The organism is Nocardia sp. NPDC059691 (genome assembly GCF_042733915.1).
GTDB lineage: Bacteria > Actinomycetota > Actinomycetes > Mycobacteriales > Mycobacteriaceae > Nocardia > Nocardia sichangensis.
This window is the reverse complement of record NZ_JBHWFB010000022.1, coordinates 1-23,442: the sequence shown is the minus strand read 5'-3', so window position 1 is coordinate 23,442 and position 23,442 is coordinate 1. Positions and strand designations below refer to the sequence as shown.

16 protein-coding genes are annotated in these 23,442 nt (G+C 69.6%); 6 read left to right on the top strand and 10 right to left on the bottom strand.

What is annotated here, in order from left to right; genetic code table 11:
- Positions 1-13 precede the first annotated feature (13 nt).
- Positions 14-409, bottom strand: coding sequence for a hypothetical protein (locus tag ACFV2O_RS34450; protein WP_355079285.1), 396 nt, complete (start codon positions 407-409; stop codon positions 14-16).
- Between the two features lie 484 nt (positions 410-893).
- Between ACFV2O_RS34450 and ACFV2O_RS34445 the strand changes: the two genes are divergently transcribed.
- The gene (locus ACFV2O_RS34445; RefSeq protein ID WP_379255851.1) at positions 894-2,150 is read left to right on the top strand and encodes a cytochrome P450; all 1,257 of its coding nucleotides are present in this window, start codon (positions 894-896) and stop codon (positions 2,148-2,150) included.
- A 13-nt stretch (positions 2,151-2,163) separates the two neighbouring features.
- Here ACFV2O_RS34445 and ACFV2O_RS34440 read toward each other — a convergent pair whose 3' ends face one another.
- Entirely contained in the window at positions 2,164-3,366 is a 1,203-nt protein-coding gene (locus ACFV2O_RS34440; protein ID WP_379255849.1) for a styrene monooxygenase/indole monooxygenase family protein, read from the bottom strand.
- Positions 3,367-3,490: 124 nt separating this feature from the next.
- Here ACFV2O_RS34440 and ACFV2O_RS34435 point away from each other — a divergent pair, with 124 nt between their 5' ends.
- Positions 3,491-6,037: an ATP-binding protein gene (locus ACFV2O_RS34435; protein WP_379255847.1), complete on the top strand. Its 2,547-nt coding sequence runs from the start codon at positions 3,491-3,493 to the stop codon at positions 6,035-6,037.
- A gap of 84 nt (positions 6,038-6,121) precedes the next feature.
- Here ACFV2O_RS34435 and ACFV2O_RS34430 read toward each other — a convergent pair whose 3' ends face one another.
- The 7 genes from ACFV2O_RS34430 to ACFV2O_RS34400 form a co-directional block, all read right to left on the bottom strand.
- On the bottom strand, positions 6,122-6,799 hold the full coding sequence (locus tag ACFV2O_RS34430; RefSeq protein ID WP_355081175.1) for a class I SAM-dependent methyltransferase: 678 nt from the start codon (positions 6,797-6,799) through the stop codon (positions 6,122-6,124).
- Between the two features lie 9 nt (positions 6,800-6,808).
- Complete coding sequence (locus ACFV2O_RS34425; RefSeq protein WP_355081177.1) at positions 6,809-7,558, bottom strand: ATP-binding protein; 750 nt, start codon at positions 7,556-7,558, stop codon at positions 6,809-6,811.
- Positions 7,559-7,620: 62 nt separating this feature from the next.
- The gene (locus tag ACFV2O_RS34420; RefSeq protein WP_379255845.1) at positions 7,621-8,583 is read right to left on the bottom strand and encodes an AvrD family protein; all 963 of its coding nucleotides are present in this window, start codon (positions 8,581-8,583) and stop codon (positions 7,621-7,623) included.
- Positions 8,584-8,594: 11 nt separating this feature from the next.
- Entirely contained in the window at positions 8,595-14,876 is a 6,282-nt protein-coding gene (locus ACFV2O_RS34415) for an SDR family NAD(P)-dependent oxidoreductase (RefSeq protein ID WP_379255843.1), read from the bottom strand.
- A gap of 128 nt (positions 14,877-15,004) precedes the next feature.
- The gene (locus ACFV2O_RS34410; protein WP_379255841.1) at positions 15,005-16,150 is read right to left on the bottom strand and encodes an LLM class flavin-dependent oxidoreductase; all 1,146 of its coding nucleotides are present in this window, start codon (positions 16,148-16,150) and stop codon (positions 15,005-15,007) included.
- Between the two features lie 15 nt (positions 16,151-16,165).
- Positions 16,166-18,382, bottom strand: coding sequence for an MMPL family transporter (locus tag ACFV2O_RS34405; protein WP_379255839.1), 2,217 nt, complete (start codon positions 18,380-18,382; stop codon positions 16,166-16,168).
- 55 nt (positions 18,383-18,437) lie between these two features.
- The gene (locus ACFV2O_RS34400) at positions 18,438-19,364 is read right to left on the bottom strand and encodes a ParB/RepB/Spo0J family partition protein (protein WP_379255838.1); all 927 of its coding nucleotides are present in this window, start codon (positions 19,362-19,364) and stop codon (positions 18,438-18,440) included.
- 158 nt (positions 19,365-19,522) lie between these two features.
- Here ACFV2O_RS34400 and ACFV2O_RS34395 point away from each other — a divergent pair, with 158 nt between their 5' ends.
- The 3 genes from ACFV2O_RS34395 (at position 19,523) to ACFV2O_RS34385 (ending at position 21,390) form a co-directional block, all read left to right on the top strand.
- Complete coding sequence (locus tag ACFV2O_RS34395; RefSeq protein ID WP_356968376.1) at positions 19,523-20,116, top strand: TetR/AcrR family transcriptional regulator; 594 nt, start codon at positions 19,523-19,525, stop codon at positions 20,114-20,116.
- 172 nt (positions 20,117-20,288) lie between these two features.
- Positions 20,289-20,477, top strand: a complete 189-nt coding sequence (locus ACFV2O_RS34390; RefSeq protein WP_379255836.1) for a hypothetical protein — start codon at positions 20,289-20,291, stop codon at positions 20,475-20,477.
- Between the two features lie 166 nt (positions 20,478-20,643).
- Positions 20,644-21,390: a rhomboid-like protein gene (locus ACFV2O_RS34385; RefSeq protein WP_379255834.1), complete on the top strand. Its 747-nt coding sequence runs from the start codon at positions 20,644-20,646 to the stop codon at positions 21,388-21,390.
- 72 nt (positions 21,391-21,462) lie between these two features.
- Here ACFV2O_RS34385 and ACFV2O_RS34380 read toward each other — a convergent pair whose 3' ends face one another.
- On the bottom strand, positions 21,463-21,642 hold the full coding sequence (locus ACFV2O_RS34380) for a hypothetical protein (RefSeq protein ID WP_355081194.1): 180 nt from the start codon (positions 21,640-21,642) through the stop codon (positions 21,463-21,465).
- A 210-nt stretch (positions 21,643-21,852) separates the two neighbouring features.
- Here ACFV2O_RS34380 and ACFV2O_RS34375 point away from each other — a divergent pair, with 210 nt between their 5' ends.
- On the top strand, positions 21,853-22,989 hold the full coding sequence (locus ACFV2O_RS34375) for a hypothetical protein (RefSeq protein ID WP_379255832.1): 1,137 nt from the start codon (positions 21,853-21,855) through the stop codon (positions 22,987-22,989).
- Positions 22,990-23,442: the final 453 nt, after the last annotated feature.

The following is a 23,442-nucleotide window of genomic DNA, read 5'->3' as shown; positions in this document are numbered from 1 at the left end:
GCCGTCGCGCGGTTCAGCCCATGAGGAACGAGGCGGCGAACCACGCGAGCAGGACCAGCACCGCACCGACCAACGCGCCAGGGAACATCGCCCGTCCCTGCCGGGCGGCCAGCACCGACAGCAACGCGCCCAGGGCGAAGCCCACGATTCCGCCGCCGACCATGATCCAGACGCCCGCGCTGGTGTCGACCCGGCACTCCGGCTTGGACTCGCAGATGCCGCCCGCCATCAGGAACCACGGCGCGAGGATCGTCGACATCGCCGCCAGCGTCGCGGGCAGGAACCACAACAGCGCGCTGACTACGAGATCCGCGGTGCGCGGCGGCGTGACGGCACGGGTCTCGGGCTCGCGCGTGGGATAGCCGGAGGGGGTCGTGCTCTGGGACACCTGGTTCAGGTAACCGTGCATCGTTTCTCGCTATCGCTTGTCGGTGGAGTCGACCGGGCCGATGGAAGTTATACACCAGCCACTTGCACGTCGAAGTGCTTGTGCTCCCGGGGATGCGGGCGCGCGGCCGGGCCGCCGTTTCGGAGCGGACGCGTCCGTCGGTCCTGCGTTCTGTAGCGAATACCCAGCGTCCTAGAGGGATTCGCGTGCCCGCGCGGCGCCGCCGGTGAACGTCCGTCGGTGACCATGTCGGCCAGGGGAGGACGACCGTGCGTCGAGCCGTCTCGAATCAGGTTGCGGTGCAGCGGAACAGTAGCATCATCGCAGCTCATGCGCGGCTACCGATGCCCGCGTTCTACCTACGCGACCATCCTGTGTGTCGATCCGCTGCGCGGTCGGGACGATGCGTCGCAGTGGTGCGCCGTATGGACCGGACGACGCCGCGACGATCCGCGCCGAGTGCGCCCGCGCTCGCCGTGCACGCTTCTACCGTGGGAGTGACGCGTTGACCACGTCCCGAGACCTCGATCGCACCGCGAATAACTCCGGCGTACACCATGGTTCGCCGATCGACCACGACATCGAGCGCGTATCGCTGTATTCCCCGGAGTTCGCGTCCGATCCGCATGCCGCCTACCGCGACATGCGCGCCCGTTACGGTTCGATGGCGCCGGTCGAGCTCGCGCCGGGCGTGTCGGCGACCTTGGTACTGAGCTATCACACGGCGGTGCGAATCATGCACGATCCGGCGCACTTTCCCGCCGACCCGCGCGCCTGGCAGGCGAACGTCCCCACCGACTGCCCGGTGCTGCCGGTGCTGGAGTGGCGCCCCAACGCCATGCGCAGCACGGGCGAGGAGCACGCGCGCTACCGCCAGGCGAACACCGCGAGCATCGATGCCGTCGATCTGCACGCCTTACACGAGACGGTGGAGCGGATCGCGGTCCCGCTGATCAACGCCTTCTGCGCGGCGGGCAGCGCCGATCTGGTGTCGCAGTACGCTTTTCCGCTCGCCTTCGAGGCGATCAACGCCATGCTGGGCTGCCCGCCGGAGATCGGGCAGGAAGTCGCCGCCGCGACCCGCGCCGTGTTCGACGGGGTGGACGCCGAGGAGGGCAATCGCCTGCTCGTCACCGCGCTGCTGCGGCTGCTCGAACTCAAGCGCGCCGAGCCCGGCCAGGACATCACGACGCGGCTGCTGCGGCATCCGGCCGGTTTGGACGACGCGGAGGTGATCCACCAGCTCGTCGTGCTCTACGGGGCGGGCATCGAACCGCTGCAGAACCTGATCATCAACACCCTGGTGCTGATCCTCACCGACGACCGGTTCGGCGGCGACGTCCTCGGCGGGAGCCTGTCCACCCGAGACGCCCTCGACGAGGTGTTGTTCACCGACCCGCCGATGGCGAATTTCTCGGTCACCTATCCGCGCCAGCCGATCCTGATCGACGACGTCTGGCTGCCCGCGCATCAGCCGGTCGTCATCAGCTTCGCCGCCTGCAACAACGATCCGGCGATCAGCGGGCACGACCACAGCGGCAACCGATCACATCTGGCCTGGGGCGCCGGGCCACACGCCTGTCCGGCCCGCAGCGCGGCCTACCTGATCGGCCAGGACGCGGTGGACCAGTTGCTGGACGCGCTGCCGGAACTGCGGCCCGCCGTGCCGGTGCACAAATTGACCTGGCGGCCGGGGCCTTTTCACCGCGCTCTGACCGCGCTGCCGGTCGTCTTTCCCGAAACGCCGCCCTGGCAATCCTGAATCCGGCAGTCGGTCAGGACGGCGCTGTCGCCGCGAGCCGGGTGAGGTTCGCCGGCCGGGCGAAGGTGTCGGCGAAGGCGTCCGCCAGCGTCGTGTCGTGCTGGGCGGCCAGCATCATCTCGCGCAGGGCGGGTGGCGGATCGAGCACCGTGGCCGTCCACCGCGCGGCGGGGTGCGCGACGGCCGTCAGCCACGGCGCGGCCGCCCACTCCATCCACGCGCGGTCGTAGGGGCCGTCGGGATCGTGCAGGATCGCCTCACCGTAGCGGACCGCGCAGTGCACGGCGTTGTTGGCGCCCTGTGCGCCGCCAGGGTCCATCCGGCAGACGACGTCGCCTCCGCCCAGCACCGGCCTGCCCGACGGCAGGGTGCCCACCGGACGACGCATGACCGGAGTCACCGCGCCCACCAGCGTCGCTCCGGCATCGGTCGGCTGAGCGTGCCGGTAGCGCTCGGCGAGTTCGGCGGGCAGGTGCGCGTCCAGCAGTTCCCGGGTTTGCGCCCAGCGTTGCGTGGGCGTGGCGTGCTGGTCGAAAACGTCCAGCACGCCGCCCGGCCGGGCCTCGAAAAGCAGGATTTCGCAGCGGCGTTCCTGCCCCGGTCGTCCGGTCAGCCCGGGATAGGAGATCACCTCACCGTGCTCGGGCAGCGTGGTGTAGTAGCCGAGGTTCTCCGGGTCCGGCTGGACGCCGTCGAGATAGAGCACCGCCAGTCGCCGCATCGGTGCGGCGGCTACCGGCCACGCCGCATCGGCTTCGAAGCAGCCGGCCAGCTCACGACCCGCACGGGTCACCACGGTCAGGTCGTGGTCGGCGGCGTGCTGGTCGAGTTCCGGTACCGAGGGCTCGGCGATGCGCAAGTCGCCGCCCTCGGCCAGGAACTCGCCGAGCCAGCGGGCGAACACCGTCCGCTGATCAACGCTCTGGGCCGGGCGGGTGAATCGTCCGGTCCAGCCGACCACCGCCGCGCGATCGATGGCCATGGTGAACCGGATGCCCTCGATATTCGGCGCGGTCGAGCGCCAGAAGCCCAGGCCGATATCCGATTCGAGGTCCAGGGTGGGCGGGAACTTGACCTGGGTGCTGGTCACGGTGCCCGCGAGGACCGCGTCGGCGTCCCGATCGGTCACCAGCGTCACCGTCCGGCCGCCGCGCAGCAGACGGTGGGCGAGGGGTAACCCGCATTCGCCCGCCCCGAGTACCAGTATCCGTCCCACCATCGTGTCCTTCCGGTCGTGCGATCGACTGCCGTGACAGCGCAATCGTCCGCGTATAGGTGGACACCGCGCATCGGTAGAGACCCGCGTATCCGCCGCCGCGACCCGACTACGCTGCCCTGTTGTGTCGGAAGGACGTACGCCGGGTCTGGGGTCTGCACCCGCGGCCACCAGTGACTTCGTCGGGCGTGAGCGCGAATTGGAGAAGATCGGCATGGCGCTGCTGGGCGGAACCCGCCTGGTCACGCTGATCGGCGCGGGTGGCATCGGCAAGACCAGGCTGGCGACCGAGGCGGCGCAGCGGTTCCACAAGGCGCGACGCGTGCCGGTGCACTGGGTGCGCCTGGCGCTGCTGTCCCGGGACTCCGGCGCTGCGGCGGTCGAGGAACTCCTCGCCCGCTCGCTCATCGACGCCGACTTCTCCGGGCGGTCGGCGTGGGAGGCGGTGCTGGACACGCTGCGCCGCCGCGACGCGGTCGGGCGCACCCTGCAGACGATCCTGGTGATGGACAACTGCGAACACGTGCTGGACGGCGCGGGGCGGGTGATCGCCGACCTGCTGGAGGCGGCGCCGGGGCTGACCGTGCTGGCCACCAGCCGCGAGGCGATCGGCTGGGTCGACGAGCAGTTGGTGCCGGTGCCCGCCCTGTCGCGGGAACAGGCGCTCACCCTGTTCCGTGCGCGCGCCGGTCTGACCGGGCACACCGTCGCCGAGGAGGAGACCGACCTGGCGGTGGAGATCTGCCGCCATGTGCACAACCATCCGCTCTACATCCGTCTGGCCGCCGCACGGCTGTTGCGGCAGCCGCTGCGGATGATCCTGCGTGACCTCACCGGCGAGGCGAGCGACCGGCGGCTGCGCTGGTCGCACGGTCCCCGGATCGGCGCGGAGGCACGGCATCAAGGTATCCGCGACGTCATCGCCTGGTCGTACGACCTGTGCCGGGACAAAGAGCGGCTGCTGTTCGACCGGATGTCGGTGTTCGCGGCCGGGTACGACGTCGACCCGGAGAACGCGGACCCGGCGGAGTCGGACGTCGGCGCGGAGCTGGAGGCGATCGAGGCGGTCTGTGCCGACGACGAGCCGGGCGGGTTGGCTCGCGCGGAGATCGACGGCCTGCTCGAACGGCTCGCGGACCAATCACTGGTCACGGTGCATTTGACCGCGACAACGGTGCGGTACTCGCTGTTGGAGAGCGTCCGCTTGTTCGCCCAGCAGCGACTGGCCGAACGCGACGGCGAACCGGCCCGGCTGGCAGGCAGGCACCGCCGCTACTACCGCGACAAGGTCGTTGCGGCCGGAGCGGGATGGTTCGGGCCGGACGAGCAGGATCTGCTGGATTGGGCGCGCGCGGCCTGGGACAACCTGCTGTGCGCCATAGCGGGCAGCCTCGCGGTGCCGGAGGAGGCCGTGGTGGGGCTGGAGATCGCCGCCGGGCTGATCGCGCTGCGCATCCCGTTCCTCAGCGGTTCGCTGCGCGAACCGCGCCGCTGGGCCGAGCGCACGCTGGCCGCCAGCCGGACGCTGGACCCGCAGCCGGTGCCGTTGCAGGTGACGGCGATGTCGCTGATCACGTGGATCAGCCTGTGCCAGGGCATGCACCACGACGCCGATCGGATGCTGGACGAATGCGTCGCACTCTGCCTGCCCGACCCAGCGGCTCGTGCGGGGTGGCGCGAGCGGCTCGACGACATCGAGCTGCCCGCCCCGGTGGAATTCGCCAGAGGCGCCGAGCTGATGCTGGTGCGCCGGGATGTGCGCGCGATCGCCGTGCTGGCCCGCGCTCGGAACCGGTTCCTGGCCGACGGCGACCGCGGCGGGGCCGCGATGAGCGAACTGTTCGAAGCGCTGGCCGCGGCGTTGCTCGGCACACCGGCGCAGGCTTTGGAGACCTCCCGGCGGCACCTGGACCACGCCGAGCGCTCCGGCGCGCGATGGGCCGCGTCGTGGGCCGGTTTGGCGCGGGGGATCGCGCTGACCGGACACGGCGACACGGAACAAGCGCTCACCGTGATACGGACCGCGCTGACCACTCAGCTGGCGATGCGCGATCAGTGGGGCGTGGTGTGGGCCGTCCACATCACCGCCTGGGCACTGGCGCGCTCGATCCGCGACACCGACACCGGCGGCGGCTCCGGCACGGTGACCGCGCGGGCGCGCGATATCGCGCGCCTGGTCGGTGGCGGCGCAACGTTGCGCGACAGAATCGGCGTGAACATGTCCAATCTCGGCCCGTTCGCCATCGAGACCGAGATCGCCGCAGGCACCGCCCGGGCGGTCCTGGGCGAGTCCGCCTTCGCGGAGGCCGAGCGCGAGGGTGCGCTGCTGCGTCCGGAGCTGGGCGAGGTGGTGCAGCTGGCTTTGGGGAAGCTGTCGCTGGACCGGCTACCTGTCGAACATCCGGTCCGGCAGCGCCGTCCCTCGCACTGGGAGGAATTGTCGGCGGCCGAACAGGAAGTGGCCGTGCTGGCGGCGGCCGGTTGGACGAACACCGCCATCGCCGCCCGGCGCGGCAGCTCGTTCAAGACCGTCGACGCCCAGATGAGCTCGATCCTGGCGAAACTGATGATCGGCTCCCGAGAGGACATCCGCGCCTTGGTGCCCGCCGAACGGCAGGCTCAGGTAGCCGACGAAGCCGCACGCAAGCCCCAGCGCGGCCGGCGCTCGTGAGAACACCGGGTCGAGCCGGGCGGCGTCTCGGCCGTGCCGCCGCCCGGCTCGATCACGGGCAGGATTCGCCGACGGGAGCCGTGTTCACTCGTCCAGTTTGCGCGCGGTGATCTGAATACCGGGCTCGCCCGAGATGCGCCGCACCGTCGCCTCGGTGACCGGGAGATCGGCCACCAGCTCGCGGCCGTCCTCCAGGTCGATGCCGTAGCCGGCGATGTAGGTGCGGAAGAACGGCAGGCAGGCGCGCGCCATCGGCTGCGGCAGCTTCCAGCGGTCGACGAACGACCGCGCGTCCTCGAAGGTGCAGCCCCGATCCGCCTCGATCACCAGCAGCAGACCGCCCGGCCGCAGCACCCGGATCATCTCCGCGAGACCCTTGCGCTGATTCGGCCAGTGCTTGATCGAGCCGGAGCTGATCACCGCGTCGTAGGCGGCGTCGGGGAACGGCAGATCCATCGCCGAGCCTTCCCGGAACTGGATCCGGCTGCCCAGCGCCGCGCCGCGCTTGCGTGCCCTGCGCACCTGCTGCGGGGACAGATCGATGCCGGTCAGCCGCAACGTGGTCCCGGCGGTGGCCAGCCCGACCGCGAGTTGCCCACCGCCGCAACCGACGTCGAGCACCTGGGCGCCGTCGTCGAGCTGGGCGACGATGTCGTCGAACAGGGTCGGGGTCATCTCCCGTACGGCATCGGAGATGAAGTTGTCGTAGAACCACGAGTCGATCGGGTTGTAGCGTTTGGTCTTGTCCAGCAGGACGGTCATGGCGTGCTCCTAAACGCGGGTGGCGAACTTGATCTTGCGGCCGAGAGTGTTCGGTTGTGCCTGGGAGATGATCGTTTCCTGAACCCGCTCGCGGCTGCTGCGCACGATCTCCATCGCCTCCTTCACCGCGACGTCGATGTCCATCACGGTGGGGATGTCGAGCATCGAGACGATGGATTCCAGGCGCTGTTCGGGGGTGCCGCGCACCGTCACCACCGGCTGCCCGAGCTCGCTGATCGCGTGCAGCAGTTGCCGATCGGAGATGGCGCGGTAGCGCTCGTCGACCGGCCGGTGGCCGTCGGGATCCATCGGCACCTCCACCGGAAGGTGGAAGAAGATGTCGTAGTTCTGCCGGGCCCGCTGCCGGGCCATATCGCCGTAGGCGTTGAGATAGCGGCGGTAGAACGGCCGGCCGGGCAAGGTGAGGGTGTTCTTGACGGCCTTGTGCCACCGGGTCGACCCGGGGTTCGGGCCGGTGATCAGCCGCGTGGTGCCGTAGACCCACTCGTTGAGCACCGAACCGTCGGCGATGAATCCGCCCTGGGCATCGAGGATCGCCTCGGCCTGGATGCGCAACTCCAGCCTGCGGAAGCCGAGCGCCATCAGTTCGGTGGTGCTCAGGTCCTGGAACCGCATGCCCGGATAGAGCTCGGTGACCACTTCGCGCGCGGACGAGGCGTCCACCCGGGGAATCCCGGTCAGCAGGGACAGCGCCGTGGAGGTCGTGGTCTTTCCGGTCGAGTAGGTCCCGGATATCACGATGCGTCGATAATTGTTTCCCGACATGGGGGTGCCTTTCTGAACGTTCGGAATTGCGCGGGTTAGGCGGGCAGTCGGTGCGCGAGGTCGTATCGGATCTCGCACCCGGCGAAGTCCGACGCCCAGCTGGAGATGCGCCAGTCGCCGCCGCCGAAGGCGAGGACCATCGATCGCGCCATGTGCGTGGTCGCGGTGCCCGAGGTGAACGGTGCCGGGGGAGCGGACGCGCGGGCGGTCATCCGGCGCATCCACAACGTCTCGCTGTCCTTGCGCGCGATGTTGTCCAGTTCGTAGAGCACGACCTGGGACAGCTGCGCCAGGATCACCGTCGCGTCGACCAGCGTGACCGAGGGCTGGTAGGCGTCGGCCACACCGTGCCACGGCCCGGCCGGATCCGGTTCCGCGAGCGCGAAATCGGCCTGCGCCCGGCTGCCGCCGTCGGAGACGACGACATTGCGCAGGTACTGTCCGCGGGCGTACACCCCGCCGTGGAAGTACCCCCGGCCCGTCTCGTGCACGGTGTGCCCTGCGGCCTGGGCCGGACGCGGTGGCGCGGGCAACGCCACGGTGGCCTCCAGGCTCATACCGCCGCCCAGCGCCCCGGTGATGCTGATCGTGTCGCCCTCCACCGCGACCACCGTCGCGCTGATCGGGAACTCCTCCAGCGACTCCGTCGCGATGGTCCCACTGCTGAACTGGACGAAAGGAACCCAGCACGAACGGATCTCGCTGTCGGTGAGCCCGTAGCACTCGCGCAGGATCACCTCGAGCAGCCGGTAGCCGAAGATCGAGCAATCGATGCTGCTCACGTGCGGGACCAGCACGCGGGTGCTCTTGCGCGACCAGTCCAGCGGATAGTGCACCCCCGCGGTCGCCGTCAGCCGGGGACGGTCGTGCGCGTCGCGGTCGAGGGTGATGTCGAAGATGCGGTGGGCGATCCGCTTGTAGCCCTCGCCGAAGAAGCGTCCGTCGCGGTGCCCCAGCACGGTGTCGATATCGGCGTAAGCGATGAGTTCGGTGGACATGTCGGTGCCTTTCATGCCGCGGCCTGCGCCTGGGCGGGCTCGGCGAACTGGCTGACCACCTTGGCGCCGATGCCGCGCAGCGACAGGCCCCGGCTGAGTTCGAGCGCGGAGATCTTGACGTCGAGTTCCTTCTCGGTGCGGGCCCCGAATTCCATCGCCATGAGCGAGTCCATGCCGAGGTCGGTGACCGGCTCGTCGATGTTGATGGCGTCGGTGTTCACGCCGAGCACCACCGCGAGCTGATCGGCGAGGCGCTGGGCGACGAAGTCGGCGCGCTGCTCGGCGGGCAGCGTGAGGATTTCGGTACGCAGCGCGCCGCCGGCCTCGCCGCCGACGCCGATGTCGGCGAGCAGCTGCCGGAAGCGACGGGTGTCGGTGGACGGCCGGGCCACCCGCGACCACACCGTCCAGTCGATGTCCGCCACCGCGACCTGGGTGGTGTCCAGCGCCAGGCATTCGCGCAGCAGAGCGGTCGCCCGGTCCATGTCGATGGGCAGGAAACCGATCGACTTCACGTAGTCCACCAGCGCCTCGGTCTTGTCGGCCATGCCGCCGCCGCTCATGAAGCCCCAGTTCACCGCCAGTGCCGCGGCGCCACGGGCACGGCGGTCGGCGGCGAGTGCGTCCAGGGCGGCGTTGGCGGCGGCGTAGCCGATCTGCGGGGTGATGCAGCCCAGCGCGCTGATCGAGGAGTACAGCACGAACATGTCCAGCTCGATGCCCGCCTCCTCGACCGCCCGGTCCAGATGCTGCGCTCCGCGCACCTTGGCGAACAGCTCGTCGAGCGATTCCCGGGTGATCTGCGGGATCGGCAGGTTGTTCACCACTCCCGCCGCGTGGAAGATCCCGCGCAGCGGCGCGACCGACCGGATGCGATCCACCAACGCGGCCGTCGCGGCGTAGTCGGCGACGTCCACCCGCTCCTCGAGCACCGTCACGCCCGCCGCGGTGAACGCCGCGACCTGTTGCCGGGCCTGCGGGGTGGACGCGCCGCTGCGGCCGACCAGCACCAGCCTACGTGCGCCCTCGGCGACCAGCCACCGGGCGGTGGCCAGGCCGAAGCCGCCGAAGCCGCCGGTCACCAGATAGCAGCCGTCCGGGTCGATCCGGGGGTGGGCGAGTCTCGGGCGCACCATCGGCTGTTCCTCGCGCAGGTCCAGCACAACCCGGCCGACCTGATCGGATCGTGCGACGGACTCGAACGCCGCGGCCAGCTCCGACACCGGATAGGCCGTGTGCGGCAGGTATCGGTAGGCGCCCGCGCGCAATGCCGCGTGGCTGGCACGCATCGGCGTGCGCAGCAGTTCGGGATCGTGGGCCAGCGCGCGGTCCATGTCGACGGAGAAGAACGTGAGGTTGCGGTCGAACGGCCCCAGATCGATGACGCCGCCGGTGTAGATGTCGGCCTTGCCGATGTCGACGACGCGGCCGAATTCCGCGGCCACCCGGAAGTTCTGGCGCAGGATCTCGCCGGGCGCCGAACTGTAGACCACATCGACGCCGCGGCCGCCGGTGAGATCGGCGATCTGGTCGACGAAGTCGGCCGACCGCGACTCGAACACGTGGTGCGCGCCGAGCGCGCGCACCTGCGCGCGCCGCTCGGGCGTGCCCGCCGTCGCGATCACGGTGGCGCCGATGTCCAGCGCGACCTGCACCGCGGCCATGCCCATGCCGCCCGCCGCGCCGTGCACGAGCACGGTCTCCTCCGGCCGCAGGCGCGCCAGCGTCCGCAATCCGAATTCGGCGGTGAGATAAGGCAACCCGGATCCGCAGGTCAACGGATCGTAGTCCTCGCCGGGTAGCAGCCGGTGCGGCATGGTCGCGCCCGCGTCGGCGGGCATGGTGACGTACTTGCGGAGGATGTCGCGGGCACACACCATCATCCGGTCGCCGATCGCGACATCGGTGACGCCGGGGCCGACACGCTCGACCACACCGGAGCCCTCCATACCGACCGTCGTGCCGAAATACGTGCCCGCGAGCTCCTTTTCGGTGAGCACGCCGATGACCTTCATCGCGTCCTTGTAATTCAGCCCGGCCGCTTCCATCCGGATCTCGATCTCGCCGGGTCCCGGCGCGACCCGCTCGGTTTCGCGCAACGCCAGATCCGACATCAGCCGCGACTTGGGAATCTCCACCACGAACGAGGCTTCCGGATCCGACAGCGGGGTGGCCCGGTTGCGCTCGTCGAGATACGTGCCGAAATTCCGGTCCAGCCGCACCGCCCAGTGGTCGGTTCCCCGCACACCGATCTCGTCGAGCAGGTCGTCGGCGAAGACGAGATCCGCCAGCGGCGTTTCCGAGCGCGAGGACGCGTCGACCAGCCGCCAGCCCGCCGCGGGTTGTTCGTTGAGCAGCGCGCGCCGCGCGCCCACCAGTGCGCCGTGCGCCACCTTGGCGGCGCTGTCGGCGGGCGTGCACAGCGCGTCCTCGGTGACGACGACGCTGCGGACACGGACCTGCGGCGCGTCGGCGAGCAGATGCTCGACCGCATTGGCCACACGCGCGAGCCAGTAGACGTTGCGCGACCCGTCGAACGCGTCGCCGAACACGCTGACCACCCGGATCCGTTCGGCGATCGGTACGCCCTCGGGTGAGCGCAGCGACAGTCGCAGGCGCTCGTCGTTGTCGTCGGCCTCGGGGTCGGCGAGCACGACGGTGACGGCGGTCCGCTCGCCCAGCAGCGACGCCGCGCGGTCGGCGGCGTCCGCGCCGACGCAGACGGCGACCACGGCCTCCTCCTCGGCGGGCCGCGCACCGGACGGTGTCTCGACGATCTCCCAGAGCGGCTGGTAGAAAACGCGATCCAGCTGATGGGTGACATCGATCGCCGCGCTGACCGGACGGAACTCGACGCCGAGCAGCCGCATGGCCACCTCGCCCTGTTCGCCGACGATCGCGATGTCGGCGCGCAGCGGGTCGACTCCGCGCCGGGTCACCACGACACGAGGTCGCTCCGGCAGCGGGCCCAGCCTGCGCACCCCGGCGATGGCGGCAGGCACGATCGCCACGTCGGTGTCCGAGTCCGCTGCCAGCGCGGCGACGCACTGCAACGCGGCGTCGACGAGGGCCGGGTGGGCCAGGTGCCGGATCGGCGTCTCCTCCTCGATCGGCGCGAGCGAGGCGACCACCGCGTCCGCGCCGACGACGGCCGACACGATGCGCTGGAAGGCGGGACCGTAGTCCAGCCCACGCGCCGCCAGACCGCGATACAGATCCGGGCCCGCGACCGCGACGCCGTGCTCGGGGGCGTCGACATCCACGACCGCGGCGGTGAAATCGGCTTCGATGAGCCTGCCGTGGGCGTTGAGCGTCCAGGTGGCGGCGGTGGCCGAGCGTGAGCGGATCTGGAAGCGTTTGGTCGACTCCTCGACGCTCACCCGCAGTACCGGGATGTCGTGCTCGTCGATCACCAGCGGCGCGACGAATTCCACCGACTCGAGGCCGAGGCTCGTGCGTCCGGTGCGCTCGACGGCGGCGCTGAGCGCGGCATCGAGATAGGCCGCGCCGGGCAGCACGACATGTCCCGCCACGACGTGGTCGCGTAGCCAAGGCAGCCGCGACACCGACAGCTGCACCTCCCATTCCGGGCTCCCCGCCGTCGTGGGATCGCCCAGCAGCGCGTAGCCGTCCGGCCTGCCCAGGCGATCGAGCAGGGTCACCGCCTCGTCGTGCCAGACCCGCTTGCGCTGCCACGGGTAGGCGGGCAGGTCGAGGTGCTCGACGATCGAGTCCGGACGGCCCGGCACGGCCGAACCGTCCAGCGAGCCCGCGACATACAGGTCCGCGACGGCGCGCAGCACGTTGTTGCGATCGCGCAGATCGCGCGAGAGCGTGGTCACCGCGGCGCCGATCACGCCACGATGGATCAGCACCTCGCGGATGTTGCCGCTGAGCACCGGATGCGGGCCCACCTCGAGGAAGACCCGGTGACCCGCGTCGACCAGCGCTGCGATGGCGTCGGCGAACCGGACCGGCTCGCGGACGTTGCGGCACCAGTAGTCCGCGTCCCAGTCCGTGCCCGCGATCTCGGCGGCGGTCACGGTGGAGTACGTGGTGAGTTTCGCGTCTCGCGGCGCCAGTTGGGCCAGCGCGTCCCGCAGGTCGTCGAGGATCGGGTCCATCAGATGGCTGTGGTACGGCACCTCGACCCGCAGGCTGCGCGCGAATGTGCCGGTGGCAGAAAGCGTGTCGCGCAGCAGTTCGAGGTCCTGGCTGTCGCCGGCGAGGGTGACCGCGCCGGGGCTGTTCACCGCGGCGATCGAGATGCTGTCGGTGCGGGCGAGCAACTCGCGCGCTTCGCTCTCGGACATGCCCAGGGCGAGCATGCCGCCGGTGCCCGCGGTGGTCGCCTGCAGTCGCGCGCGGTGGTAGCTGACGGTGAGCGCGTCGCGAAGCGAGAGCGCGCCGGACACGTACGCGGCGGTGACCTCGCCGACGCTGTGCCCGACGACCACCGCCGGATACACGCCGTACTCGGCCAGTTCGGCGGTCAGCGCGGCCTGCAGCACGAAGTTGGCGGGCTGGGCGTAGGCGGTCTGCATGATCCGCGAGCCGTCCTCGTCGGCGAGCATCTCGTCCAGGATCGACCAGCCCGCGATCGAGACGAACTCACGGTCGATCTCCCTGGCGACCTTGGCGAACGTGCTGTCGCTGGTGAGCAGCTCGCGGCCCATGCCCCACCACTGGGGGCCCATTCCGCTGAAGACGAAGACGGGTTCGACCTCTCCGTCGCCGATGATCCGGGACGGGGCGCGACCCTCTCCGGCGGCGAAGGCGCGCAACTGGGTGCGCAGATCGTCGGCGTCGTCGTAGGCGAAGCCGACCCGCAGCGGGTGGTGGGCGCGGCGGGTCCAGGCGGCGGCGGTCACCGACTCGGCGGGATGCCGGTCGAGCGCGTCGGCGAGTTCACCGGCGAGCGTGCGCACGGCGGTGTCGTGGCGGCCGGAGATCGGCAGCACCCGCGGTACCGGGCGCTCGTCCTCGGTTCGTGCGGCCGCCTGCGGCGCTTCGACGAGTACGGCGTGGGCGTTGGTGCCGCCGTAGCCGAAGCCGTTGACCGCGACCACACCCTTCCCTGGCTCCGCGGACAGCGGTTCGGCGCTCAGCGGCACCCGTAGTCGTAGCTCGTCGAACTCGATCGCCGGATTCGGCGTGATCAGCTCGAATTGGGGCGCGACCGTGCGGTGGTGCAGGGTGAGCGCGGCCTTGATCAGGCTCGCGACCCCGGCCGCGGCCTCGGTGTGCCCGAAATTGTTCTTCACCGAGCCGACCGGCACCGGTTCGCCGCGGCCGTCCACCGCGCCGTACACCGCGCCCAGCGCGGACAGCTCGATCGGATCGCCGACCGCGGTGCCGGTGCCGTGCGCCTCGAGGTAGCTCACTTCGTGCGCCGCGACACCCGCGTCGTCGCGCACCTGGCGAGCGAGTTGTTCCTGCGCGACGGGATTCGGCACCGGTATGGCCATGGTGCGGCCGTCCTGGTTGACCCCCGTCGCGCGGATGACGGCGTAGACGCGGTCGTTGTCGCGCTGTGCGACGTCCAGCGGCTTGAGCAGCACCGCGCCCGCGCCCTCGGCCCGGCCGTAACCGTCGGCGGCGGCGTCGAAGGTCTTGCAGCGACCGTCGACCGCCAGGAACCGGCCTTTGCACATCGAGATGAACGTCTCCGGCTGCAGCATCGCGTTCGCCCCGCCGACCAGCGCGATCTCGCACTCGCCGTTGGCGATCGCCTGCACCGCCAGATGCGTGGCCACCAGCGAGGACGAGCAGGCGGTGTCGACCGTCAGGCTCGGGCCGTGCAGGTCGAGCAGATAGGAGATGCGGTTGGACAACAACGTGTGCGAGGCGCTCATCGCGGTGTGGCTGGTGATCGCCGAGCGGACCAGCGGACCGCTGCGCCCGAGCACGTTGTCGAGGATGAAGCCGCCGACGTAGACGCCGACCCGGTGGCCGGAGACCCGGCCGGCCATGCCCGCGTCGTCGAGCGCCTCCCAGGTCACCTCGAGCAGCAGCCGCTGCTGGGGGTCGAGGATGGCGGCCTCCTTCTGGGCGATGCCGAAGAAGTCGGCGTCGAAATCCCACAGCGGCTGGGTGAGAAATCCGCCGCGCCGGGTGTACATACGACCCGGCGCGTCCGGATCCGGGTCGTAGTACTTTTCGATACTCCAACGGTCCGGCGGGATATCGACGATCCCGTCGCCTTTGTTCAACAGAAAATTCCAGTAGCTTTCCGCATCGAATACACCGCCTGGAAACCGGCAGCCGATACCCACTATTGCAATGTCGACCATTATTTCTCCTGGCCTTGAATGCGGGACCATGCTGAGCCCCCCGACCGCAGCAGCACAAATATTGTGACGAGCTCCTTCGCTCGAATGCATGCTATTGCTCGGGCGGCTCGGCCGTCAATTGTCTTGTGTTACAGACGTTTCAATTTACGTAACGTCGCCACCAGGGGCGCGTTCGAAAACATCCCTCGTGTGATGCTCGGATGAATTGCGCTGAGATTCATGAGCACGGCATAGCGCAGACCGTGGTCGCGCCAGTGCGCGAGTTGCTCGACGATCTCGTCCGGCGTTCCGGCCAGACAGAATTCCCGTACCAGTGCGGCCGGGACCTTCTCGATGTAGTCCAGGACGGTGCGCTCGTCCAACGTCTGCGGCAGGTAGTCCTGCAGGCCGGTGAAGTCCTCGCCCAGCGGGTGGATCGCGCCGTGCCTGGTCCACATCTCCCCGGGGGCGCACAGGGTCAGCGCCCGCGCGCCCACGCTCTCGACGAGCGCGTCCACCTGCCCGGGACGGGCGGCGGTGAGCACGCTGAACACGGCGGCCGGCGCGACCGACGACGGGTCGCGGCCCGCGTCGGAGGCCGCGGTGCGAACCAGGTCGAGGCGATGCCGGTATTCGTGTGGGCGCTGCGCGAAGCCGGGGAACCACACGTCGGCGTAGCGCCCGGCGGCCCGCAGCATGCGCGGGCCCCCGGCGGCGACCCAGATCTCCGGACGGGTGCCCCGGTACGGCGGCACGTCGAAGACCGCGTCGCGCAAGGGGAAATACGGGGAATCCCTGGTGACCAGGCTGCCGTGGGAATCCCACAGGGCCCGGATGGTCGCCAGCGCCTCCTCGAACCGTCCGACCGGAGCCGACCAGTCCACGCCGTAGGGCTCGTTGTTGTCCCGTATGCCGGTGCCGATGCCGAGAATGGCTCGGCCCCGGCTCAATTGGTGCAGCGTGGCCGCGGCCTGCGCGGTCACGGCGGGATTGCGGCGGCCCGCGTCGGTGACGCCGACGCCGAGCCGTAGGCGGGCGAAGCGGTTCTGCGCGGCGAGATAGCCCAGCGCCGTCCACGGTTCGTAGATGCCGTCGGCGTGCGGTGCGAGCCGGGTGATGCCGACGTGCCGCGGTTTCCAGATCGAGGCGGGCAGGATCGAGGGCAAATGGTCGGTCACCCAGAGCGAGTCCGCCCCGCCCGCCATCGCCACCGAGCGGCTGCCGCGAAATTGCAGATCGGGCGCGAACCGGGTGTAGACGCCGGAATCCATCACGCCTGTGCGGAATTTCGCCATGTTGTTCCTATCGCACTACTTGGGTACTGGCTCGAGAGCTGCGCTGGTCTCGGTGATTTCGATACGTTCGTGCCACCGGGCGAGCCGACGCGGGGCCCACCAGTTGGCCGCGCCGAGCAGGCGCATCAGGGCGGGCGCGAGCACGCCGCGGATCAATGTCGCGTCGCTGAGCACGGCCAGGGTCAGGCCGAGGCCGAACAGCTGGATGAACGACACGTGTGAGGTCACCATGCCCGCGAAGGCGATCGCCATCAGGCAGGCGGCCGCCGTGAAGATCCGCGCGGTGCGCGCGACGCCGGTCGCCACCGCGCGGGTGTTGTCGCCGGAGGACAGCCACTCCTCGCGAATCCGGGACAACAGGAACACCTCGTAGTCCATCGAGACGCCGAAGGCGATGCAGAACATGAGGATCGGCATGGTCGGCACGAGGTAGCCCGTCGGGGTGAAGCCGAGCGGGCCCGCAAGGTGCCCTTCCTGGAAGATCCAGACCATGGCGCCGAAGGTCGCCGCCAGCGAAAGCGTGTTGAGCAGCAGCGCTTTGATCGGCAGCAGCACGCTGCCGGTGAAGAAGAACAGCACCACCAGTGTCGACAGCACGATCACGAAGACGGCCACCGGCACTTTCGCCGCGAGCGCGTCGAGTGAGTCGACACTTTCGGCCGCCGCGCCACCGAGCAGCGCCCGGCCCGGTGCGGGGACCGCGCGCACCTGGTCGAGCTGGTCGATCGCGGCAGGGGAGTACGGGTCGAGCCGGGTGCCCACCCGCAGGTACGTGCCCGCGTCGTCGCGCATCCCGGGCGGCGCGGAGGCCACTTTCAGCCCGCCGGCGTAGACGCCGGCCGCGGAGAGCACGGACGTCACGTGCTCCACTCGTGACAAACGCTCCGCGTAGGCCGCGATGTCGGCGTCGCCGCCCCGGTACCCGGGCATGGCCACGACCACACCGGCCATGGCGTTCTCCCGGAAACCGGTGCGCAAGGCGTCGCCGACCACGTGGCTGGACGCCCCCGCGATGACCCGGTCGTCGGCGGCGCCGAACCGGATGGACAGAAACGGCGAACCCAGCACCAGCAACAAGGCGATCACCGAGAGCGCGGCCACCACCGGGCGGCGCATGACCAACTGCACCAGGCGATACCACCTGCCTGCGGTGACCTCGACGGGCTCGGGTTGCGGCCGCCGGAGTCGGCGGCGCAGGAGCACCCGCAGGTCGAACGCGTCGACGCGGGGGCCGAGCAGCGCGAGCGCGGCGGGCACCAGCAGCAGCGTGGTGAATACGGCCGCGCCGAGCACCGCCAGCCCCGCATAGGCCAGCGACCGCAGGAAATACAGCGGGAAGACCAGCAGCGTCGACAGCGACAGCGCGATCACCACACCGGAGAACAGCACGGTGCGGCCCGCGGTGCGCGCCGTGCGCGAGACCGCGGAGCCGGTGTCGTGCCCTGCGGCGAGTTCCTCACGAAACCTGCTGACCATGAACAGGCTCGAATCGATCGCGACCGCGAAACCCAGCGCGCTCATCATGTTCAGCGCGAAGATCGACACGTCGCCGACCTCGGTGAGCAGCCGCAGGATCGGCAGCGTCGCGAAGATGTTGAACACGCCGACCGACAGCGGGATCAGCGCGGCGGTCAGGCTGCCGAAGACCAGGATCAGGGCCAGGCCGGTCAGCGGTATCGCGATCGCCTCGGTGACCAGGAGATCGGTGACGATCTGATGACTCATCTCGTCGAACGCCACCGCCTGGCCGCCCGCCCGCACGGAGACGCCGTCGAAGTCGCCGCTCACGTGTTCGGCGATCGCGCCCGCCCGTTTCGGCGCGTCGGTGTCGTCGCCGGTGACATGAGCCAGGACAAGGCCGGCGCGGCCGTCGTTGCCGCGCAGCCCTTGCCGCAGATCCGGCGGGAGCTCCCAGTAGGACTGGACCGCGTCGACCTCGTCGCGGACGCGCAGATCCGTGGCCAGGCGCTCGCCGACCGTGCGGGCCGCGGGGCTGTCCAGCCCGTCGGGCGCGGTGACCAGCAGCACGAGATTCGGTGCCGCACCCGGGAATTCGCGATTGAGGAACGCCGCGACCGCGGTGGATTCGGTGTCGGACGGGATGTAACCGCCGGACTTCAGGTGGGCGGGCGCCGACCAGCCGAGCCCGACGCAGACGATCCCGATGAGCAGCGCGCCGTACAGGATGGATCGCGGGCGCCGGGTTGCCAGGCGTGCGAGACCAACAAGCATGATGAATGACCTTTTCTCGAACTCCGGCGATGGCGAATGCCGATGCGGCCGGGCGCTATTCGGCGGCGCCGGGATCGATGTAGCTGGCCAGCGCTCGCCATTCCTTGGCATTGCGGCTGGCGAGTTCGGCGACGGCCGGGATGCAATGCGGTGGGACCATGGCCACCAGCGCGGTCCACACTTCGCGCTGCATCGAATGGGTGTGCAGCCAGCGCAGCAGGTCACGGCCCTGCTGGCTGTGCCGCATGGCCGGGTCGCGGGTGAGCTGTTGCAGCAGCAGCGCGCTGCCCTCGGGCTGTTCCGCGGTGTTGTCGCGATCGCAGGACCCGGTCTCGCGCAGGCGTTTGCGGATCGCGTGTGCCGTGCTGATGGATACCTCGGCCGCGGCGGCCAGCGCGCGCAGCGGCATGTCCGGCGAGGCCGCCAGCAGCTCGGCGACCCGGCGCCTGCGCTGCGCGCGGTCCATCGGCCTGCGCCTGCCGTCGGCGCCGACGCGGATGTTCGACTGCGGAATCTCCGCACTCGAACGTTGGCGAATCGTGGCCACCGTGCGCGCGGACAGTCCCGCGGTGGACGCGATGGCCCGATCGGACAATTCCGGCATCGTCTCGATGATCCGTTCGGCCGCTGCTTTGCGGTCCGAAAGCGTCAGCGGCAGACCGTGTGTCGTATTGAGCTCGACTCCGCGCAGAAAGGCCTCGGCCGGTGTCCCGTCGAAGAACACGACGTCGATGTGCTCGCGTCCGAGCCATTGCGCGGCGCGCAACCGATGCATTCCGTCGATGACGCGCATGGTGCTGCGATGCACCAGAATCGGCGGTAATTCGGTATCGCTCTCGGCCAGTCGCGCGATATGCCTGCGATCCTCTCCGTTGGACCGCGGCGAATCCGCGGGCAACAGGTCGTCGATCGATACGAGATAGCACGCGTTCGACGCCAGCGGCACCACATCGCCGCTCACCAATTTAAACTCAGCGGACATTTCGAACCCCCAGGGTCGCCCGGAATCAGATCGGTCCTCGATGACCCGATGGCCCATCCGGAACCCAGCTAGGCTTCGACCGACCGATCGGTCACAGCGTAGGTGCGGCCGGTGCACGACACTAGGCTTTTCAGAAAGAGTGGGGAGAGTTCGGAAACATGACAGTCATTGCCGACCCCGGTCGCACGGCGCTGCTCATCGCGGGCACCGTGGTGGCGGAACGCGAAGGGCTGCACCGTCTCTCGATCAACGCGGTGGTCGAGGAAGCCGGGATGGCCAAGGGCACCTTCTATCACCACTTCGTCAACCGCCGCAGCTACGTCATCGCGCTGCACCGCCGCTTCTTCGACGCGCTGTCGCAGTCGGTGGCCGCGGCGCTGGCCGGGATTCCGCCGGGGATCGAACGGATCGGCCCCAGCCTGGACGCATTCCTGGACGCCTGCCTGGATGCCCGCGGCACCGAGGCGTTCATGGTGCAGGCGCGCACCGACCCGGATCTGCGCGAGGAGATCCGCCGTCGCCACGAGCTGTTCATCGCGGTGGGACGACCGGATATGGTGGCCGCCGGATGGCCGGACCCCGACGCGGCCTCCCGGATGAAGGTGGCCATGGTCGGCGAGATCTGCCTGGCCGAGCTCACCGCCCGGCGACCCCGTCCGGACCTGCGCATCACGGCCGTCCGAATGCTCACCGCCAACCGCACCGGGCCGCTTGCCCCGGAGTCGCCCGAGGACGGCTGCTCGTCGACCTAGACGGCTCGGCAGTGCGCGGAAAGCTCTGCGGCTGAACATTTCCAGTGTCGCACATCGTGGTGGAGGCCTTCGTCGGCGACGGCGCGCTCATGATCGCGGGATCGTCCAAGCGCTGCGGACGGGACGGCGACAGTCGGCTCGTCGGTTGTTCGGGCACAGCTTGTAGGGTCGGATGGCCGTAACCCAGTTGAGTTTCGCCAAGTCGGGCGCGAAATACAGCTTGCAGGTCGACCTGGAGTACCGCTTGGACGCGGAGCAGAAGGTATCGGCCGGACTGGACGGCGGCCCCTACCTGGCCGCGGACCTGAGCGGGATAATTCTCCGTTCGACCGCGTACGGTCCCGGGCTGGCGGCGGGCTGACTTCGCTCGGCGGGTTCGCCGGGCGCGGACAGGTCATCGGCGGGATCTCCAGCCGGTCCGAGAGTAGTGTTTCACCTGGCAGAGCCAGGAGCGCGCGTCTCGAGTCGGCAATCCTGCCGGGCGGTCGCGTCCTCCGGGCGGAGGACTCCACAGGGAAGGCCGCGCCATGACTCGAGCAGCCGACGTCGGCGGCACGCGACCCAGCCGCACGGCGTCCATCTGGCAGTACGTCCGCACCGCCCCGTGGACCTTCGCCTGGCTGGCTGTGCTGCTGGGGACCACGATCATCCAGCACCTGGTGCCGCGCGGCGATCTGGAGCGGCTGCTGGGTGAACGTTCCACCAACCTGCGCCACCTCGAGTCCGATCCGGTGCACGTCCTCGTGACCAGTCTGCTGTGGATCGACGGCTACTTCTGGCTGCCCTACTTCGTGCTGTTCTGCGTCTTCCACGCGCCGGCCGAACGGTGGCTCGGCGCGTTGCGCTGGGCGACCGTCGGTCTGGGTGCGCACGTCGGAGCCACGTACCTCAGCGAGGGCATCCTGGCCCTGGCCATCCGCCACGGCTACGCCGATCCCGGGATGATCGATGTCCGCGATATCGGCGTCAGTTACTTCCTCGCCGCGATCATCGGAGTCCTGACCTACCATGTCGCCCGGCCGTGGCGGTGGCTGTACCTCGGCGGAATCCTGGTGTGGTTCGCCATCCCGCTGCTCATCCACCCCACCTTCACCGGCATCGGGCATTTTTCGGCGCTGCTGATCGGGCTGGCCGCGTTCCCCCTGACGCGTGGGCGGACCGCGCCGGACTGGAATCCCTCCGATATCTGGCGACGCCGGATCCACGTCGACCGAGCGCCGAGCGGTCGTGCGCAGGCCACCGGGTCTCGAATTCCGCCGAACGGGCACGGGTAGCGCAGGGAAAGGATGGGCGGCCGGATCGTTCTTCCGGCCTCCCGTAATCGGCGGTCGGCAAGTCTTCGGAGCTTATTCCGGGGCCGCGTTCGATTCGAGAGCTTTGTCGTAGGCCTGTCCGGCGTCGCGGACCTTTGTCGCGAGAAATCGCATCCGCTCCGAGGTGAGGTAGCCGCCGCGAAGAGCCGTGCCGTCCAACTCGGCGGCAACCTGGTCCAGCGCCAACCGCGCGAACCGCGTTCGATCGACCATGGCCGAGTTCTACCAGGTAGTTCCGGCAGACGCTATTGCACCACGCGGTGCGTTTCCGAAAAGCCGCCGCAGTAGTCCAGCGTCGGCTTCCCAGCAGTGGCGAACTTCTGGCTATCGATCGGCCTATCCTGCTTGGCGGCTGCCGGATCGGGGCCCTGAGCGGTAGGTGAACACCTGATCCGTTCGGGTGGACTACGTGTTGGACAGGCGATGACCCGACTCGTGCACTTCGTGGGCAGCTTGCCCGCACCATTGACGACCGATGACGGTGACGTGCTGGAGTGGTTCGTCCAGCGCAGCCAGGGCCGCCGGCTCACCGGCGTACCGCGGGACCTGGATCCCACCTGGGTCGTGGAGTACCTGCGGGAGCGGGAGAAACACGACGACGTCTTCGAAGTGGTGCGCAGCGGGGACTTCGCCGATTACGCCGACATGCGCGTGTACGGCATTCGCCCTGGCGCCACCCTCGAACCCCGGCACGTGGCGATGGATCGCGTCGACCGTATCGGCGCGGCCGTCACCGCCTTTCGCGCGCTGCGGGATCGACATCCGGGACTCGCCGACACGAGATTGCAGATCAGTCAACCGAATCCGCTGGACTTGGCGTTGTTCGTGTTCGGAGGCGCCGCGGTGGCCGACGGTCTTCCGCTCGGGCGCGCGCTGCGCCACCTCCGGACGGTGACTCCCGCGCTGCGCAACCTGCCGGTTTTCGTGGAGGCCGTGCTGGCCGAAATGGCCCGAGTCACCGCCGAGCACGGCGACATGATCACCTGGCAGGTGGAGTCGCCGATCGCCCAGCTCGCACTGGTGAAGGCGGCGCGATTCGGTGCGCAGGCTCCGGTCGGGCGTCTGGTCGCGCGACAGTTGGCCGATTTCCTCGCGCGGGCACACGATCTAGGCGCGCGAACCGTCCTGCATCTGTGCTATGGCGACTACCAGCACAAAGAACTTCTCGCCCCGCGTAGTCTCGCGCCGGCCGTGCAGCTGTTGAACACCGTCGCACGAGACCTGCGCGCTCGCGCCGTGCCGCTGCCACCCGCGCACATCCCCTGTGCCTACGGTGCTCATCCTGCTCCGCTGGAGCCGGCGTTCTACCGGCCGCTGCGCCGGCTGGACCCGGACTGGCGCGTCATCGCCGGGGTCGTGTCTCCCGCGGAAGCGCAAGACGGTATCCGAAGCCTGGCCTTGTTCGAAGCGGCCGCCGGGCGATCCGCCTACGGTGTGGCGACGGCGTGCGGCCTGGGCCGCTGCACTGTCGAGGAGGCCGAGCGCGCCGCCGCGGCCACCGTGGCGACCGCGGCGGCGGCGCCGAGCGAGGTCGCGCGAACCGGAATGGCGCGAGACTGACTTCGGTGCAGGCGACGCGCATCACGCCGCCGGAGGCTCGCGAAGAAGTAGCTCGAGCGACGCTGCCGCGGCCGACAAGTGCGGTGCGCCAAGGGATCACCGCATCGAGCCTGTGATGGCAGCGGACGAAACGGGCACGGGCATGGGGCGGCTCGGGCCGGTACCCTGGTTTCAGGGGCTGTCGCCAGAAGCGCTAAGTTACTGCGAATTTCCGTGATCCCACCCGCGATATTTTCGGCGTTGTGTACCTTATGTTATCGAAGGTTCGCTTCGCACAGAGGAAGCGGGCCGGGGTCGTGGATACGGCCCGGCAGAAGGACTCCGTGGTCCCGTGCGGTGCATCCGTCCCGAGACGCGGACGACGTCGAGGATTGGGTGTGGCCGAATGCGTGTATCTGCTCCGATAACGGTCTCGGCTTTGGTTGTTGCTGGTGTGGTGGTGAGTGGTTCGGG

Coding starts and splice junctions, on each gene's coding strand:
- ACFV2O_RS34450 (WP_355079285.1), bottom strand. CDS start 409: ATGCACGGTTACCTGAACCAGGTGTCCCAGAGCACGACCCCCTCCGGC.
- ACFV2O_RS34430 (WP_355081175.1), bottom strand. CDS start 6,799: ATGACCGTCCTGCTGGACAAGACCAAACGCTACAACCCGATCGACTCG.
- ACFV2O_RS34420 (WP_379255845.1), bottom strand. CDS start 8,583: ATGTCCACCGAACTCATCGCTTACGCCGATATCGACACCGTGCTGGGG.
- ACFV2O_RS34415 (WP_379255843.1), bottom strand. CDS start 14,876: ATGGTCGACATTGCAATAGTGGGTATCGGCTGCCGGTTTCCAGGCGGT.
- ACFV2O_RS34410 (WP_379255841.1), bottom strand. CDS start 16,150: ATGGCGAAATTCCGCACAGGCGTGATGGATTCCGGCGTCTACACCCGG.
- ACFV2O_RS34405 (WP_379255839.1), bottom strand. CDS start 18,382: ATGCTTGTTGGTCTCGCACGCCTGGCAACCCGGCGCCCGCGATCCATC.
- ACFV2O_RS34400 (WP_379255838.1), bottom strand. CDS start 19,364: ATGTCCGCTGAGTTTAAATTGGTGAGCGGCGATGTGGTGCCGCTGGCG.
- ACFV2O_RS34395 (WP_356968376.1), top strand. CDS start 19,523: ATGACAGTCATTGCCGACCCCGGTCGCACGGCGCTGCTCATCGCGGGC.
- ACFV2O_RS34390 (WP_379255836.1), top strand. CDS start 20,289: ATGGCCGTAACCCAGTTGAGTTTCGCCAAGTCGGGCGCGAAATACAGC.
- ACFV2O_RS34385 (WP_379255834.1), top strand. CDS start 20,644: ATGACTCGAGCAGCCGACGTCGGCGGCACGCGACCCAGCCGCACGGCG.
- ACFV2O_RS34380 (WP_355081194.1), bottom strand. CDS start 21,642: ATGGTCGATCGAACGCGGTTCGCGCGGTTGGCGCTGGACCAGGTTGCC.
- ACFV2O_RS34375 (WP_379255832.1), top strand. CDS start 21,853: ATGACCCGACTCGTGCACTTCGTGGGCAGCTTGCCCGCACCATTGACG.